A 16,173-nucleotide genomic window follows, 5' to 3' on the forward strand; every position below is an offset into this window, starting at 1 on the left:
CGGTGACACACGCCTCCACAACCCTCGCCGACACCGAACGCACCGCGCTCCAGCGGCTGTTCGATCCCCGTTCCATCGCGATCGTGGGCGCCTCCACCGATCCGGCCAAACGCGGCTACCAGGCGATTCGCGCGCTACAGGAATCCGGGTACGCGCATCCGGTGTACCCGGTGAATCCCCGGGCGACCGAGATCCGCGGCCTCGAGGTCGTCGCGAGCATCGATCGGTTGCCGCCCGGGATCGATGTCGCGCTGATCGCGGTTCCCGGTACCGCCGTCCCGCGGGTGCTGCGGGAGTGCGCCGCCGCCGGGATCGCGGGTGCGGTGGTGCTGGCCAACGGATTCCGGGAGATCGGCGCGGCGGGCGCGGAACTCGAAGCCGAGTTGGCGGCGGTCATCGCCGAGACCGGGATACGGGTGATCGGGCCGAATACCTCCGGCATCGCCAATGTCGGCAGCGGCGCGAATCTCGTAGGGCTGCAAGATATTCCGCCGGGTCCCATCGGTGTCGTCACGCAGAGCGGGAACATGCTGCTGTCGCTGGTCAACGATGTGCGCGCGGTGCGCGGGCCGGGCCTGCACGCCTACGTCGGGCTGGGCAATCAGTCCGACGTGCGTTACGACGAGTGCCTGGCCGAACTCGCCGCGCAGCCGGGCTGCGGCGCGGTGGCGGTGCACAGCGAGGGTCTGGTGGACGGGCGCGCGTTTCTCGCCGCCGCGGCCCGCACCACCCCGGGTACGCCGGTCGTGATGCTGCGCGGCGGCCGGTCGGCGGTGGGGCAGCGAACCGCGTTGTCGCACACCGGTTCCGTCGCCGGATCGGACGCGGTCGCCACCGCGGTGCTGGGACAGGCCGGGGTCGAACTGGTGGAACGCTCCGACGAACTGGCCGTCGTGGCCGGGGCGCTGGCGACTACCGCACCGGTGCTGCCCGGTCGTCGAGTGGCCGTGCTCAGCGACGGCGGCGGGCACGCCACGCTGGCCGTGGACGCGCTCACCGCGCGCGGCATCGACCTGGCGGAGCTGAGCGACGCGACCCGGACAGCCCTGCGGGCGCTGCTCGGACCGGCGGCGTCGGTGGTCGACCCGGTCGATGTCGCCGGTGCCACCGACGCCGACCCGACCGTCTTCGCCCGCGCGGCCGAACTCCTGATGGCCGATCCCGCGGTCGGGCTGATCCTCGTGGTGGGACTGTTCGGCGGCTACCACGCGCGGTTCGACCGGTCGCTGGAGACCGCCGAGAACGACACCGCACGCAGCCTGCTCGCCGCGCAAAAGTCCTATGGCACACCGCTTGTGGTGCAGAGTTGCTACGCCGCGGACCCGATCGGCAATCACGACATCCTGCGCGCCGCTGGGGTGCCGGTGATCGCGTCGATCGATCACGCGGTACGGATCACGGCCGCGCTGGACCGGCGCGCGTGGCGACGCGAGACCGCCGACGCTCGGTCGATACTCGCGCTGCCCACGGCCGCCGCGCCCGTGACCGCGCAGTCCGGTGTACTCGACGAGCCGACCGCCCGCCGCCTGCTCACCGCCGCGGGAACCGCCGTCGGGCCGTGGGCCTACGCCGCCACGCCGAAGGAGGTCGCGACCGCGGTCCGCGGCTTCGATCAGCCGTGCGCGCTGAAAGTGGTTTCCCCGCAGGTGATTCACAAGTCCGAGGCCGGTGGCGTGCGGCTCGGCGTAACCGCAGAGAATGCCGTGGCGCAGACGCTCGGGATCATGGATTCGGTGCGCCGCGCCGTCCCCGACGCGCGCATCGACGGCATGATCGTCACGCCGATGGCGCCGCCCGGCGTCGAACTGCTGGTCGGGGCCACCCGGGATCCGATCTTCGGTCCCGTCGTCGCGTTCGGCAGCGGCGGGGTGCTGGTCGAGGCGCTGGCGGACGTCACCTTCCGGGCCGCGCCGTTCACCGAACTCGAAGCGCGGGAGATGATCCGGGAGACGGTCGCGTCCCGGATGCTCGACGGATACCGGCACCTGCCGCCGGTCGACCGGGACGCGCTCGCCCGGTTCCTCGTCGGTGTCGGTGACCTGGTCGCCGCGCATCCGGAGATCGCGGAACTGGACCTCAATCCCGTCATCGCCGCGGGAACGGGCATAGTTCCGGTGGATGTCCGGATCGTCATCACACCCGAGGAGAACCGATCGTGAGCGAGCTTGCGAGTGCATCATCGGCCCAGCCGGTCCTGGTCGAACGCACCGGCGATGTCGTGCTGTGGACGCTCAACAATCCGGCGGCCCGCAATCCGATCTCCGAGGCGGAGACTGTCGACGCGCTGGAGGCGGCGATCGCCGCGGTCAACGCCGATCCCTCGGTGCGGGTGGCGATCCTGACCGGCGCGGGCACGGCGTTCTCCTCCGGCGGCAACGTCAAGCACATGCGGGACCGGACCGGGATGTTCGGCGGCTCCCCCGCCGAACTGCGGCAGGGCTACCGGCACGGCATCCAGCGCATCCCGAAGGCCTTGTACCACTGCGAGATTCCGACCATCGCCGCGGTGAACGGTCCGGCGATCGGGGCCGGGTGCGATCTGGCGCTGATGTGCGACATGCGAATCGCCGCGCGCACGGCGACCTTCGCCGAGAGCTTCGCCAAGGTCGGCATCATCCCCGGTGACGGCGGCGCCTGGCTGCTCCCCCGCGCCGTCGGCATGGCCCGCGCCAGCGAGATGGCGTTCACCGGCGAGGCGATCGACGCGGCCACCGCCCTGGACTGGGGCCTGATCTCGGCGGTCGTCGAACCGGACGACCTGCTCGACAGCGCCCGCCGACTGGCCGCCCGCGTCGCCGCCAACCCACCCCAGGTCCTGCGCATGACCAAGAAACTGCTCCGCGAAGGCCAATGGCAGAGCCTCGACAGCCTCCTCGAACTCTCCGCCGCCCTACAGGCCATCGCCCACCAAACCGACGACCACCACGAGGCCGTCACCGCCATGCTGGAACGCCGCCCACCCAATTTCACCGGCCACTGACCCCACGGCCACCTGCCCGCCGACGACTCAACCGAAAGGTGGTGGGGCGGCGGGCTCCAGGCGGAGGACTCGGTTGCCGAGCATGATTTCCGCGCCTTGTACCAGGGCCATGGGCTGGTTGGGGGACAGGCGGATCCAGTCGTGGTAGCCGGGGAGGCGGGCCCGGGTGCCGTTGGTGGAGCCGCGGTCCACGACCGTGACATCCCAGTTCACCAGCCGGATCTCGGCGTGCGCGCGGGACATGCCGCCGGAGACGTCGTCGATCTTGAGCGGCATCAGACCGCGGCGGGCGGCGTCGGAGTTCTCCGGGTCGCGGCCGATCACCGCGTCGGAGGTCAGCAGGAAGGTCATGCCGTCGTCGAGCACCAGCATGCCCAGGGGCGGGCGCACCACGTCCGACGGCGGCTGGGTCTGGTCCACCGGCATGCCGCACACGGTGCAGAACGCCGACCGCGGATCACTGGGATGCGCTCGCGCACACTTGAATCCGACCACGCGCACGGTCAGCGAGGTGGCGCGCGTCGTCGCCTCCAGCCGCCGTTCCAGGTCCGGGTCCGAAACCGCCGGGGGAACGGGCGACTCGGCGGCCGCGCCGTGCGGCGGAGTCACGGACGCGCGCGGATCCGGCACCGGGCGGCCGAGCTGCGTCTCGGCGAGCCGCGCCGCCAGATCGGCCTCGCCCGAAAGCGGTTCCCGCGTTTCGACTTCCGGCACGGTCTCGGGCGCGGGCCGCGACTCGGCGTCTAGCGGCGAGGTGGGCGGCGGGCCCTCCGGTCGCCGGTGCGCTCCGGCGTTGGGCCGCACCCGATCTCGCGCCCGGGTCCGCTCGTTCTCGAACCACACGATCGCGCCGTCGGCCTGCGCGACGCCCTCCACCAGGGCGCCGATCCCGCGCTCCGGAAGCTCGGGGACCGGCCCGCCGTCGTCGTCGATGAACAGCGCCGCCGCCCGATCCGGCGGCGCGGCCACCCGGTCCACGGTGAAGGCCGCGTCCACGCCGCGATACCGCTCGATCCCGGCGTCGCCCGCGAGCACCGCGGTGACCGCGCCGTGCAGGAAGATCGCCAGCCCGCCCGTATCCGCCTGCGACAGAATGCCCAAATCGAACGGCCGGTCCGGACTGATCTGCTCGGCATCGCGCATCAGCCAGCGCGTCGCCTCTCGCGCCACCAGCCGCCCGGGACCGCCCGGCGCCTGCTCCGACGCCTCCGAAACCAGCTGCGCCAGCGCCTCGGCCGCGAGCATCGCCGGCGAATCGGCGCGTACCCGCCCCGGCTCGCGATGCGCGACGAGCACCACCGCACCGGAGATCCGGACCACCACGTGGCTGCCGGTGACAACCTCGACCTGCCGATCCATCAACGGAATCGGCCTCCGGGGTAGCTGTGCGCGGTCCTCACCACATGCACCAGGTTAAGGCAAACCCTTCGCACCGGACCCCCGCCCGGCCCCGGTCCGGTAATTTGAAACCAGGCACCGGGAGGAACGGGGGCTGATCCATGGGCCGCAGCACAAGTGCACCGATCGTCGTCGCAGTCGTCGCATTGGCGGCGCTGCTGGCCGGGTGCGGCGCGCAGGGCACGCCGGTCGCGGCCGAACTCGATGTGCGCACCCTCGATGTCGGCCCGTACGCCGTCGACCGGCACGACTACGACCGGCACGCCGCCGGGGACGGCGCGCTGCTGGAAGGCATGCGCATGTCGCAGGCCGTGGTCCCGAGCATCCGCATCGATCCGTCGCTGTCGGTCGGCGCGGGCGGACGTGTGGTGCCCGACAGCGACAACGCCACCAACCACCTGCTCGCCGGGGTCTCCAAGGCGGTGCTCGACCGCCGCGGCATGGTCGTCGGGTACGTGGCCGGCGGCGCCGACCGAGCAGAGGCGCCCGCCCCGGACGCCACCGCCGTCACCGATCTGGTGCTGCGTTTCCCGGACGCCCAGACCGCCGCCCTGGCCGCGCGGGAACTCGAGGACGCCGACTTCGGCGTCGCGCCCGACCTGAACCGCAAACTCACGCTGCCGAAATACCCGGATGCCTTCATCCATTACCGGCCCGGCGTCTCCAATATCGGCACCTTCATGGCCTACCGGGAATTCGTGATCTCCCTGTTCGTCGAGCGCCCGCGCCCGGAGGAACCGGATCTGCTCGCCTGGATCCAGAAGACCCTCGACGCGCAGGTGCCCGCGCTGGACCGATTCCAGCCCACCCCCCAGACCAAGCTCGACGACCTGCCGCTGGACCCCGACCGGCTGCTGTCCCGCGCGGTCGTCCGCGACCGCGACCAGAAGGCCGACCCGGACCGTTTCGCCATCTTCGGCGCACCGGCCTTCGTGCACACCGCCGCCGACGAGACCGCCCGGCAACGGCTGGTCGACGACACCGGCCTGGACGCCGTCGCCGTCGCCGAGACCAGTTCGGTACTGCGCGTGCGCGATTCGGACGCGGGCGCCCGCTTGATCAACGGCCTGATGACCGGCTCGGGCACGCAATACGACCCGCTACCCGCCGTCTCGACCGTGCCCGGCGCGAAATGCCTGGAACTCAACACCAGAGGAAACCGGCAGCGCGAGGCCGTCTACCGCTGCTACATCCCTTACCGCCGATACGTCCAGGTCGTCGTGGCCGATACCCAGGAAGACGTCAAATACCGCACGGCCGCCGCCTACGCGCTGCTGGCTAACAACTACTGACCCGCTCCGCTCCCGCTGCCGTGTCACCCGGCTGAAGTAGGATGCCGCGTGAACCACACGGAAGGGGAGGGCGTGACGATCGTGTTCCGGACGGCTCGGCCGGTGGCGCGCTGATGCCCACCGTCGAACTCGTACTGACCGATACCCGGCTGTGGGCGCGCAGCGAGGCCACCTATTGGAACGGCCCGCCGTCGATCGTGCCCGCCAGTGACAACGCCAGTTTCGTTGCGGGAGAAGCGTTGCGGCCGCAGTATCCGGCGGTGTCGGTGGTCCGGCTGGCCGACGCGGACCGCATCGCCTTCCCCACCCTGCCGACCGCGGCCGACGCGTTCGCGGTGGTGTTCGGCGCGGTGCTGACCAATCTGCGCCTGCCCGGCCCCTGCGACCGGCTCACCGTGGTGGCGCCCACGGAGTGGGGGCGGCGGCGCCGGGTCGCGGTGCAGGCGGCCGCGAGCCGCCTGGTCGCCGACGTGGCGGTGGAGCCGCTGGCCTTGCGCGCGGCGTCGCTCGGCGCGAGCAACGCGCAGCATCAGCGCATCGCGGTGCTCGAGTTGAATCCGTTGTCCACCACGGCCACCTTGGTCGGCCGGTCCGGGCCGGACACCTGGATCGATGCCTGCGAGCACGAACCGACCGTCGGCCTGGCCGACCCGCCCGAGGCGATCGGCGCGGTCGTCGCCCGACTCCTCGCCGGGCAGACACCGAATTACCTGGTGGCCGTGGGCATTCCGGACGCCGCGCAGCTGGAGGCGCTGCGCGCGGCCATCGTCGGGCAGTGCGGCTTCCCGGTCGATGTGCGACCGGTCGCGGGCGCCGATCTGATTCAGAGCGCGTCGCAGCCCCCGGCACATCCGGGTCAGCCGGTCGCCGCGCACCGCCCGGGTTTCGAAGCGCCGCTGCCGGACCGGGACGCGTCCCTGCGAGCACACGCCAACGCCGGGCAGCCGCCGCGCTCCCGGCGCACCACGCTGGTGGCCGCGGCGGCGGTCGTGGTGGTCGCGATCGCGATCGCGGTAGGGGTCGCAATCCTGGCGGGGACACGATCATCCGACGACCCGACACCGGCGGCCGCGCAGACCGGTACCGCGCCGCTCTCCCCCGTCACCGCCGCCGAGCCGCCCACCGGTCGTCCCGCCCCGCAGGCGTTCGGGCGGGTGCAGGCGCAGGTACCCGAGGGCTGGCGGATCGCCGCACAAACCGACACCCGCGTGGATTTGATGCCCGAAGACGGTGCGCGCCAACGGATGACGATCACCCAGAAGCCGCTGGCGCCCGGCTCCACCGTCGAGGACGTCGCGCGCACCCTGGAGACGCAGGTCGAGCGCCGTCCCCCGGGCACGGTCAGCGACCTGCGGCGCGACCCCGCCTTCGGTGGGCGGCCCAGCCTGTCCTACGAGGAGTACCCGCCCGACGGCACCACCGTCCGCTGGCATGTGCTCGTCGATGCCGGACTGCAGGTCAGCGTCGGCTGCCAATACCCGTCGGACAGTTGGCAACCCATCTCGGGCACCTGCGAGCAGTTCCTCCGGGACGTCCGGCTCACACCGCGGTAGCGGGCGCGCGCAGCACCAGCACCGTGATCTCGCTCGGCGCGAACAGGCGCAGCGGCGGCCCCCAGAATCCGGTGCCGCGGCTGGTGTAGAGCTGGGTGTGCTCCCCGTGCCGGCTCAGGCCGGCGACCACGGGCTGGTCCAGACGCACCAGGTAGTGGAACGGCCAGATCTGCCCGCCGTGCGTGTGCCCGGAAATCTGCAGTGCCACACCGGCTTTCACGGCATCCTCGATCTGCTTCGGCTGATGGGCCAGCAGCACCACGGGCACGTCGGGATCGGCGTCGGCGAGCGCCGCGGGCAGGTCGGGGCCGTGCCCGTCCAGGGCGATGCCGGTCGGGTCGTCGATGCCCGCGATCACCAGCCGGTCACCGGCGCGCTCCACAACCTCGTGCCGATTGCGCAGCGGCTGCCAGCCGATCCCGGTCATGTACTCGAGCCAGCCCGGCGCGTCACCGAAGTACTCGTGGTTGCCGGTGATGTAGAACCGGCCCAGCCTGGCGTCGACCTTGCCGAGCGGCTCCACCTGCGCGCGCCGCCGCTGCACCGGGCCGTCGGCGAGGTCGCCCGCGTGACAGGCGATATCGGGGCGTTGCGCGTTGACGACCTCGACCACCCGCTGCGACCAGCGCAGCCGGTCCAGCGCGGCGAAATGCGTATCGGTGACGACCACCATCCGCAGGCCGTCCAGCCCGCGTCCCAGCCGCGGGATGGTCACCTCGACCGTCCGGACCCGCGGCACCCGCCGCGCCTCCACCATCCCCCAGCCGATCAGCGCCGCCCAGACCGCGACCACACCGATCGCGACGAGGCGCGACCGCACCGGATCATCCACGCCCGCGACGGCCAGGCCCGCTCGCGCCACCGTGCCGATCACCGACCAGGTGAACAGCACCCATACGACCCCCAGCAGCGTGTCCCCCACGACCACCGCCGCGTCCGATTGCCGGGGCCCGTGCCCGAGCAGCATTCCCGTGGGCAGGAATACGAAGGCGAGCAGGAACACCGCCGACCCGAGCCAGTACAGCGGGCCGTCCACGGTGCTGTAGACCAGCAGCCACCACGGGAGCAGGAAGAGCAGTGCGGGAATCCCCAGGAACAGGGCCACGCGCGGGATGTACTTCACCAGGCCATCCTGTCCGTCGGTGGATGAGCGCGCCACTTCGCCCCGAAAACGATGGTGCCCGGCGAGTCTTTGCAGGTGCTATGTTGTCAACCGCTCGACCGCGGCGCCTACATCGGCCAATCGTGACCCGTGGAGGTGGCCGAGTTCCGACGGAGGGGATACATGCGGAGGACCACGGGACTCCTGGCGGCCGGACTGCTGGTTGCCTCATTGGTGACAGCCGGCTGCGGGTCGGACGGGGGTGGCGGCCGCGCGATCGCGGCCGAACCCGTCGTGGATATCGGACAGTTGGATCTGGGGCCCTACAGCGGGGAACCGCACGATATGGGTCTGCCGAAGAACGACGAGGCGGCCCGCATGATCGAGGCGGAGCGGTTCGGGAACCTGCTACCGCTGCCCTCGGACGTCGACCCGGCCTTCGTGCATCCCGCGCCGATGGCCGCGCTGGTGTTCGTCGATCCCAAGTATTCGCTGCTCAGCGACATCATCAAGATCGACACCAGCCGGTTCCACGACGACGCCCCCGACTTCATCAGCGGATTCGCCAGCTACGCCCGCAACGATCCGTACAACCAGGGCATGGAGCTGGCCAACACGGTCATGCTGTTCCCCGACGCGCAGAAGGCGGCCGACGCCGCGGCGGCGCTGGAGCGCACCGACTTCGGCTACAACGACCGGAACCAGCCGGTGACCCTGCCGAAGTATCCGGGCGTGCACGCGCATTGGGACCCGACCGTCCAGTCGATCGGATCCTGGTACGCGACCGGGCCTTTCGTGGTCTATACCTGGATCTACGACCAGGCCAAAGCCTGGCTGGAGAAGGTGGACCAGCCCGCGCTGACGACGCTGTTGCAGAAGAGCCTGGACACCGTCGTCCCCGCGATCTCCAAGTTCACCCCCACTCCGCGCGACAAACTCATGTCGCAGCCCATCGATCGCGACGACATGCTGCGCCGCACGCTGATCCGGCCCAAGGAGGACACCCTCGGGGCCTGGCTGAATCCGCCCGGAGTCTACGACGCCCACGCCGCGCTGCACTTCAGCTCGGATCCGGTGGAGTCCAAGCAGATCTTCGACGAGGCCGGCGTGGACCGCTTCGCCGATTACGGCACGCAGCTGTTCCGCGCCCGCGACGCCGCCGGCGCGCAGCATGTCCGGGACGAACTCGGCGATCCCACGCGCAACTTCCACAGCGCGGCCGCCCCCAAGAATCTACCCGCCGCCAAATGCCGTGAGTACCACGGGAAAGAGAAGATGGCGGTCCGCTACTACTGCTCGGTCGCGCAGGGTCGCTACGCCGCGTTCACCTGGGCCGCCCAGTTGCTCGACGCCCAGCAGCGGATCTCCGCTCAATACGCGATGTTGGTGAAGGCCGGATGACCGACTCGAACACGATCTCGAGACTGAGCCGCACCGGCGTCCGCTTCCTCGCGGGCGCACTCGTCACCGCCGGCCTGGCGGCGACGCTGACCGGTTGCAACGCCACCCTCGCCGGGACCGCGCTGCCCGGCGAGGTCGACATCCGCAAACTCGACGTCGGGGCCTACCCGACCGAACCGGTCGACATCTACGGCGACTACCGCCCGGCTTTCTTCCAGATGGACGATGTCGCCGCCATGCGCCTGGCCGACTACGTGGCCACGGCGGAGGACGTCGACCCCCGGATGACCTTCGGCAGCGACGCGGGCAGCTTCACCAGCGGGGCGATGGATTCGCTGCTGGGCCGCACCGACGTCACCGAGGCGATCGCCAAGCGCAACAAGATGATGTACGGCTTCAAGTCCGAGGGCGCCGATCGCAGCACCTTCATCCTCGACTCGGGCTGGCCCACGGTGTCCCGCAGCACCCCGGACGCCTCCACGGTCAATCTGCTGGTCATGCAGTTCCCTGATGCCGAGGCCGCGCAGCGCTCCGCCGACGAGTTCTACGCCGCCGACTTCGACGCCAACAAGGACAGCAACCAGCCCCTGACGCTCACGAAATATCCCAAGGCGCACGCACATTGGCGGCCGAGCGTGCCGACCGCGCGGTCGTTCGTCGCGCAGGGCCCCTACGTCGTGGGCGTCGTGGTCACCGTGCCCAAACCGGATCAGGCCGCGCTCACGACACTGGCGGAGAAGGCGTTCGACACCCAGCTGCCGATGCTGGATCAGGTGAAACCGGTGTCGGACGAAGAGGCGCTGCATCTTCCGTGGGATCAGGACCACATCCTGAGCCGGACGCTGAACCCCAGCGAGGTGTACAAGCCCGGCATCGGCGCGTACCCGGGCATCTACGGCCGCCGCGGCGTGCTGCACCACATGTCCGACCGCGCCCAGGCCCGCAAGACCTTCGAGGCGATCGGCGCCGACCGGTTCGCCATGACCGAGGCGGCCCTGCTGGCCCGCGCGAAGGACGCCGCGTCGGCGCGGAAGGCCGTGACCGAGCCGCTCGTCATCACCGGCATGGCACGGAAGGCGGACGCGCCGCCGAACGTCCCCGACTCCGCCTGCGTGGAGAACCGGACCGGCACCGGCAACTCGGCGCAGACCAGGGTGAAGCGCTTCACCTGCGTCGTCGCCTACCGCCAGTACGTGAGCTATCTGAACGCCGCACAGCTGCTCGACGCCCAGCAGCGCGCGGCCGCTCAGTACGCGCTGCTCGCCAACAGCCAGTGGCAGCCGTGACTCGACCGGTACCCGCGGCGGGCAGTAGGCTCCGCGTGAGCGAGATCGGCCCGACCGTGCGACCAGGAGTTTATTACAGATGGCGATAAGTCCCGGCACTATCGTCGGTGGATACCGCATCGAGCGTGTGCTGGGTGCGGGCGGCATGGGCACCGTCTATCTCGCCAAACATCCGAGCCTGCCGCGGATGGACGCCATCAAGATCCTGGGTGGCGAGCTGTCGAGCAACGGCGAGTTCCGGGGCCGCTTCGAACGCGAGGCCAATCTCGCTGCGGGACTCGACCATCCGAACATCGTCTCGGTCTACAACCGCGGCGAGGAGAACGGCCATCTGTGGATCGCGATGCAGTACGTCGAGGGCACCGACGCCTCCGCCGAACTCGCCCGCGATCCGCACGCCATGACGCCGCTGCGCGCCCTGCGCATCGTCACCGAGGTCGGCAAGGGCCTCGACTACGCGCACCGCCGCGGCCTGCTGCACCGCGACGTCAAGCCCGCCAACTTCCTGCTCTCCCGCGGCGACGAGGAAGAGCGGGTGCTGCTCACCGACTTCGGTGTCGCCAAGTCCACCGACGACGCCACCGAACTCACCCAGACCGGCAGCTTCGTCGCCACCATCGCCTACGCCCCGCCGGAACAGCTGCAGGGCATGGCCGTCGACCACCGCGGCGACATCTACAGCCTGGCGTGCGCGTTCTACAAACTACTGACGGGCCAGAACCCGTACCCCGCAACACAACCGGCGATGGTCATGATGGGCCACCTCTACGACCCGCCGCCCCGCGCCACCGCCGTCAACCCGCACCTCCCGCCGGCCGTCGACCACGTCTTCGCGCGCGCCATGGCGAAGAACCCCGCCGAGCGCTTCAACAGCTGCCGCGAATTCACCGACGCCGCCTCGAATTCCCTACTCCCCGGCCACAACCCGATCCACACCAACACCTCCCCCACCTACCCCATCCAGGTCCCCGACACCCGAGCCCCGCGCACCGACCCCCGCGTCACCACCTCCGGCCCCCACCACCGCACCGACTTCTCCACCCTCACCCCACCCCCGAGCCCCCGCAAGAAATGGCTGCTCGGCGCGGGCGGCGCGGCAGTAGCGGTCGCTCTCGCCGCGGGCATCGGCATCTGGGCCACCCAGAGCGGCGGCGGCACCACGACCACTTCCACCACCGCCACCGCCGCGGCCCCGATCACGTCGGTCGAGCAGGCCCGCGCGGCGAATCCGGGGTTCGAGGGGAAGACCATCACGATGCTGGATGTGACGAGCTCCAGAAACTTCGAGATCTACCTCGGTGGGACGGATCAGACGAAATTTCTGGAGGGACTCGGATTCGTCTACAACCTGAGGTACCCGAGAAACGGTGACGAGGCTTCACCGCGGCCGCCAGGAGATTCCTATCCGAAGTTGGACGTGCCTGCCGACAGCTATGTCCTTGTGGTCCGCAGTGACGAGAAAGCTGGGAACGGCGGCCTTCTGGGATTGCCGTACGAGATCAGCGGTACCCGGGCCACGGTGATTCCGCTCGATGAACCCGCCGCCGTGTCGGCGGTACGAAATTGGTCCGCGAATTCGGAGAAGACGCTGCTGGACAAGCTGGTTCCGGTGCTCCACAACCAGGTCAAGTAGGGGTCGGCGCGTACCTGATCTGAGCGGTATGAAGTATTATGCCGCGATATCGAAATGAAAGGGGGGAGGACGTGAACCCGATGCTGCGATCGTCACGCATCCGGATGCTGTCCACTGACCGAGTCACTCGCTCTGTTCGAGGTGCTCTGATTTTACTGATGGCCATGGCCGTGGCCGCCGTTCCCGCGTGCGGCTCCGACTCATCGGCAGATCACCCACAAGGCGATCCGGTCGTGGAGCCCAGTCAGCTCGATGTGGGCAACTATCCGACGAAACCACGACAACTCGAATTGCCCAAGAATATTTTCGTCGCCCGCGCCGCCGAAGCTCAGAGGCTGGCAAATATTCTGCCACTGCCCTTCGAGATAGATCCGAATCTCAAATTCGGCAGCGAGTCTCAAGTGCACGTATTCCTCGAAACCGAGGGCGAGGCCAAAACCCACCTCGGCCCGATGTTCCGCTGGGTGAACGAGCACAATTTCACCGAGGCCACGAACAATTATGTCGCCGGCTTCTCCGCGACCGGATTGTCGGACAGTGCCATGAATCTCTCGTACGAGTTGGTCAACACCACTCTGATCTACTCCGATGAGACTTCCGCGCGAGCCGCAGCCGAAAAGCTCTCGCAAACCGAGTTCTATGCCGCGAGTGACAATATCGTCGAAGGCGCCACACTGGCCGCGTACCCCGATTCGATTGCTCGTTGGCAGCCGTCGAGCCAGACATTGGTTTCTTGGCTGGCACGCGACAAGTACGTTCTGGTCACCATAGTCTCGCACCATGAGAACAAGGAACTGAAGCAATCGGATCTGCCATTTCTGGAAACACTGGCCCAGAAATCGATGGATACCACCCTGCCGAGCTTGCAGCGATTTCGCCCGACACCGCCGGATAAACTGATGAGCGTACCGATCGACCCGGACAACATGCGTAACAGATCACTTCCGCGGCTCGAAGGCGACTCGTTCGTCAATCTCCCCGGCACTTACGACCTGCATGGCTCGCTGAACTTCTTCGAAGAGCCGAAAGAGGCACAAGCCATGTTCACCGAGGCGGGAGTCGACCGGATTGCCTTCGACGGAGGCGAGTTGATGCGGGCCAGAGACAGCACAGCAGCCGCGAAGATCGCGGAGTTTCGAGTTCGACCCGACCGATACTCCCATACCGTGGATTCACCGCGCGGTCTACCCGGCGCGAAATGCCTGGAGTACCGCGGCCCACAGATATCGGCATCCCGATTCATCTGCCAAATGCCCTACGACCGCTATGTCGCCACAACCTGGGCGCAGCAGCTACACGATGCCCAGCAGCGCATATCCGCACAATATCTCATCCTTGCCAACAGCAAATAGGCGCAACTGTCATGAATATATATCGACGCTTGGCTACCATTCTCGCCACTCCGCTTGCGGCAATAACTCTGGCCGGATGTGCCGGTGGATCGACCGGGACACCGCGGGCCGCGGAGATCGACGTCCGTACACTGAATGTCGGACAATACGATACACGTCCCAACGACCTTCGATTCGAATACGGCCCGAATCTCGATCAAGCGCGACATCTCGCGGTGGCCCGCCTCGCGGATAGCGTGGCGCTCGGTGTGGAAATCGATCCCAAACTAGCATACGGGTCGGCAGCTCAGGCTGTCGTGAACCCCAAGGACGCCATCAGCAGTAAGTACCTATCGTCGTACGAGCCGGTGTTGACCAAATACGGAATGCTGTACGGATTCATAGCATCGAGCCGAGACATCAAGACAGATAAGGGCGCGGTCGAAGGCGACTCCGAAGTTGCCATCGAAGTCTTCCAATTCCCGAACGAGAACGCGGCAAAAGATGCGGCGCGAGAATACGAACAGGTAGACTTCGATATAGCAAAGGACGTCAACACTCCTGTCACGTTACCGAAGTATCCGCAGGCGCTTTCCCATTGGCGCCCAGGTATTCGCACACTGGGGTCGCGCATAGCGCATGGCTCCTACGTCCTCGATATTTTCGTCCGAACCCCAGCGGCGAACCTGAGCGACCTGACCGCTCTGATGCAGAAGGCGTACGACGTCCAGCTACCCATGCTGAGCGCTCTGCCGCCGCTTTCCGGCCACGAGATACTTCACCTGCCGTACGACCCGGAGGCAATTCTTCGCAGAGTGCTGCACCCGATGGATTACGCGGGCCCCTACGTACCGAACCAGATGTCCGCGAAGCCACGAGCGTTCCTGCATTTCGTCGCTGATACCGCCGAGCAAAAGGCCATTTTCGAGGCAGCGGGTGTCGATCTTTTCGGAGTAGTCAAGGATATGAAGGGCGACACATTGGTGGCTCGCGCACGGGATGCCAAATCTGCCCAGACCTTGGCGGAGAAACTACCGAGCGCCTCGTCGCGTCGCATAGACCCGCCTCGGGACGTGCCGGACTCCAGCTGCACCGAGAACGCCGACAAGTCCGGATATTCGACTGACAACCGTTATCGCTGCCTCGTTCGATACGGGCGCTATGTGGCGAGAGTCAACAGCTCGCAGCCCCTCGATGTGTATCAGCGAGCCGCCGCACAGTACGCGCTGTTCGCGAACAACAGTTGGTGACCGATAAAGAACGGCCGCACCTCCGATGGTGGAGGTGCGGCCGCCGCGAGCTTCGTGCTCAGCCGCCGATGATCTTGGCAGCCAGAACGTCGGCGCCCTGCATGGCCTCACCGGCACCGACGGTCTTGGTGCCCAGCTGAGTCAGCGCCCCCATGAGCTCGACCGATTGCTGGCCCCATCGCGTCTGGACGGCGTTGAATGCCTCGTTACCCTGGCCGCCCTGCCAGTGCGTCGTGATGAAGGTCTGGAACTCCTTCTCCATGTCCTCCAGGGCGGACGTGATGTTCAAGGCCTCGGTGTGCAGGCCGGTACCGACGTCGTTGATCGCGCCGAAGTCGTAAGACAGTTCACCGAAGTCAGTCATTGTTTTTCCTCCAAGATTTCAGCAGACTACGGACACACCATTCCTTCGAAAGAACGGTCAGACCTGGGTGTTCCAGTTCAGCGCGCCGCCGGTCGGTGCGGGAGCGCCACCGTCGGAAATCGCCGCACCAGCACTCTGCAGCGCAGCCAGCTGGTCCTGTTCGGTGTTGCCGAACTGCTTGGTGACCTGCTCCAAGTTCTCGGCGTTCTGCATGAGCGCGTTGTTCATGGCCTGCGCCTTCTGCAGGAAGTTTTCGAACGCGGTCTGGAACGCCGAGCCGGCCAGGCCCTGGAACGAACTATTGTTCACGGACAAAGCCTTATCGTGCGCGACCCGCACCCGACCGTTGATGTCCTCGAACTTCGTCTTCATGGTGTCCGTGAACTTTACGAACGCTGCATGGTCAGCTGACAAACCCATCTCGGTAGCTCCTTCAGTCTGTCACCGCGGGCCGCAGTGACGATGGTGGGTCGTTCATTACATTGGACGCACAAGTGGCGCAGCCGGTTCCCAATCGCGCCCCCGCTCGCTCGACATGCGATGTTCGAGCCAGCGATCGACCGCACGACCTGGTCAAATGCGG

Annotated in this window: 13 protein-coding genes; 9 read left to right on the forward strand and 4 right to left on the reverse strand. The window is 68.0% G+C overall.

All coding sequences use genetic code 11. The features are described from left to right. The first annotated feature begins 2 nt into the window (after nt 1-2). Together ACFMRZ_RS17645 and ACFMRZ_RS17650 are read left to right on the forward strand one after the other, a co-directional pair. Nucleotides 3-2,159, forward strand: coding sequence for an acetate--CoA ligase family protein (locus tag ACFMRZ_RS17645; protein WP_400180014.1), 2,157 nt, complete (start codon nt 3-5; stop codon nt 2,157-2,159). After that, the gene (locus ACFMRZ_RS17650; RefSeq protein ID WP_400180015.1) at nt 2,156-2,980 is read left to right on the forward strand and encodes a crotonase/enoyl-CoA hydratase family protein; all 825 of its coding nucleotides are present in this window, start codon (nt 2,156-2,158) and stop codon (nt 2,978-2,980) included. Before ACFMRZ_RS17645 ends, ACFMRZ_RS17650 begins: the two co-directional genes overlap by 4 nt. 27 nt (nt 2,981-3,007) lie before the next feature. On the opposite strand, the gene ACFMRZ_RS17655 is transcribed toward ACFMRZ_RS17650, so the two are convergent. After that, nucleotides 3,008-4,339 (reverse strand): FHA domain-containing protein, encoded by a 1,332-nt coding sequence (locus ACFMRZ_RS17655; protein WP_400180016.1) that lies wholly within the window; start codon nt 4,337-4,339, stop codon nt 3,008-3,010. A gap of 140 nt (nt 4,340-4,479) precedes the next feature. Between ACFMRZ_RS17655 and ACFMRZ_RS17660 the strand changes: the two genes are divergently transcribed. Both ACFMRZ_RS17660 and ACFMRZ_RS17665 read left to right on the forward strand, forming a co-directional pair. Next, nucleotides 4,480-5,670: a hypothetical protein gene (locus ACFMRZ_RS17660; RefSeq protein WP_400180018.1), complete on the forward strand. Its 1,191-nt coding sequence runs from the start codon at nt 4,480-4,482 to the stop codon at nt 5,668-5,670. A gap of 113 nt (nt 5,671-5,783) precedes the next feature. After that, complete coding sequence (locus tag ACFMRZ_RS17665) at nt 5,784-7,223, forward strand: type VII secretion-associated protein (protein ID WP_400180019.1); 1,440 nt, start codon at nt 5,784-5,786, stop codon at nt 7,221-7,223. On the opposite strand, the gene ACFMRZ_RS17670 is transcribed toward ACFMRZ_RS17665, so the two are convergent. Continuing rightward, entirely contained in the window at nt 7,210-8,346 is a 1,137-nt protein-coding gene (locus tag ACFMRZ_RS17670; protein WP_400180020.1) for a metallophosphoesterase, read from the reverse strand. The two genes, ACFMRZ_RS17665 and ACFMRZ_RS17670, sit on opposite strands and share 14 nt — an antisense overlap. Before the next feature lie 162 nt (nt 8,347-8,508). Here ACFMRZ_RS17670 and ACFMRZ_RS17675 point away from each other — a divergent pair, with 162 nt between their 5' ends. From ACFMRZ_RS17675 to ACFMRZ_RS17695, 5 genes are all read left to right on the forward strand, one after another. Further along, nucleotides 8,509-9,726 carry a hypothetical protein gene (locus ACFMRZ_RS17675; RefSeq protein ID WP_400180021.1) on the forward strand — a complete coding sequence of 406 codons (1,218 nt, stop codon included), beginning with the start codon at nt 8,509-8,511 and terminating at the stop codon, nt 9,724-9,726. Then, complete coding sequence (locus ACFMRZ_RS17680) at nt 9,723-11,012, forward strand: hypothetical protein (protein ID WP_400180022.1); 1,290 nt, start codon at nt 9,723-9,725, stop codon at nt 11,010-11,012. The genes ACFMRZ_RS17675 and ACFMRZ_RS17680 overlap by 4 nt, the downstream gene beginning before the upstream one ends. Nucleotides 11,013-11,091: 79 nt before the next feature. Then, nucleotides 11,092-12,645, forward strand: coding sequence for a serine/threonine-protein kinase (locus ACFMRZ_RS17685; RefSeq protein ID WP_280366402.1), 1,554 nt, complete (start codon nt 11,092-11,094; stop codon nt 12,643-12,645). 71 nt (nt 12,646-12,716) lie between these two features. Further along, on the forward strand, nt 12,717-13,997 hold the full coding sequence (locus ACFMRZ_RS17690) for a hypothetical protein (protein WP_400180023.1): 1,281 nt from the start codon (nt 12,717-12,719) through the stop codon (nt 13,995-13,997). Between the two features lie 29 nt (nt 13,998-14,026). After that, nucleotides 14,027-15,226 (forward strand): hypothetical protein, encoded by a 1,200-nt coding sequence (locus ACFMRZ_RS17695; protein ID WP_400180024.1) that lies wholly within the window; start codon nt 14,027-14,029, stop codon nt 15,224-15,226. A 58-nt stretch (nt 15,227-15,284) separates the two neighbouring features. Here the strand turns inward: ACFMRZ_RS17695 and ACFMRZ_RS17700 are convergent, their stop codons facing one another. Next, a complete protein-coding gene (locus ACFMRZ_RS17700; protein ID WP_400180025.1) occupies nt 15,285-15,590 on the reverse strand; it encodes a WXG100 family type VII secretion target in 306 nt (101 codons plus the stop codon). 57 nt (nt 15,591-15,647) lie between these two features. Continuing rightward, nucleotides 15,648-16,010 (reverse strand): WXG100 family type VII secretion target, encoded by a 363-nt coding sequence (locus ACFMRZ_RS17705; protein ID WP_400180026.1) that lies wholly within the window; start codon nt 16,008-16,010, stop codon nt 15,648-15,650. Nucleotides 16,011-16,173 lie beyond the last annotated feature (163 nt).

This window comes from Nocardia sp. N2S4-5, assembly GCF_044628355.1.
GTDB lineage: Bacteria > Actinomycetota > Actinomycetes > Mycobacteriales > Mycobacteriaceae > Nocardia > Nocardia wallacei_B.

Excerpts from the sequence above, each read along its gene's own strand:
- ACFMRZ_RS17705 (WP_400180026.1), bottom strand. The coding sequence starts at position 16,010 with ATGGGTTTGTCAGCTGACCATGCAGCGTTCGTAAAGTTCACGGACACC.
- ACFMRZ_RS17700 (WP_400180025.1), bottom strand. The coding sequence starts at position 15,590 with ATGACTGACTTCGGTGAACTGTCTTACGACTTCGGCGCGATCAACGAC.
- ACFMRZ_RS17660 (WP_400180018.1), top strand. The coding sequence starts at position 4,480 with ATGGGCCGCAGCACAAGTGCACCGATCGTCGTCGCAGTCGTCGCATTG.
- ACFMRZ_RS17680 (WP_400180022.1), top strand. The coding sequence starts at position 9,723 with ATGACCGACTCGAACACGATCTCGAGACTGAGCCGCACCGGCGTCCGC.
- ACFMRZ_RS17675 (WP_400180021.1), top strand. The coding sequence starts at position 8,509 with ATGCGGAGGACCACGGGACTCCTGGCGGCCGGACTGCTGGTTGCCTCA.
- ACFMRZ_RS17665 (WP_400180019.1), top strand. The coding sequence starts at position 5,784 with ATGCCCACCGTCGAACTCGTACTGACCGATACCCGGCTGTGGGCGCGC.
- ACFMRZ_RS17655 (WP_400180016.1), bottom strand. The coding sequence starts at position 4,339 with ATGGATCGGCAGGTCGAGGTTGTCACCGGCAGCCACGTGGTGGTCCGG.
- ACFMRZ_RS17685 (WP_280366402.1), top strand. The coding sequence starts at position 11,092 with ATGGCGATAAGTCCCGGCACTATCGTCGGTGGATACCGCATCGAGCGT.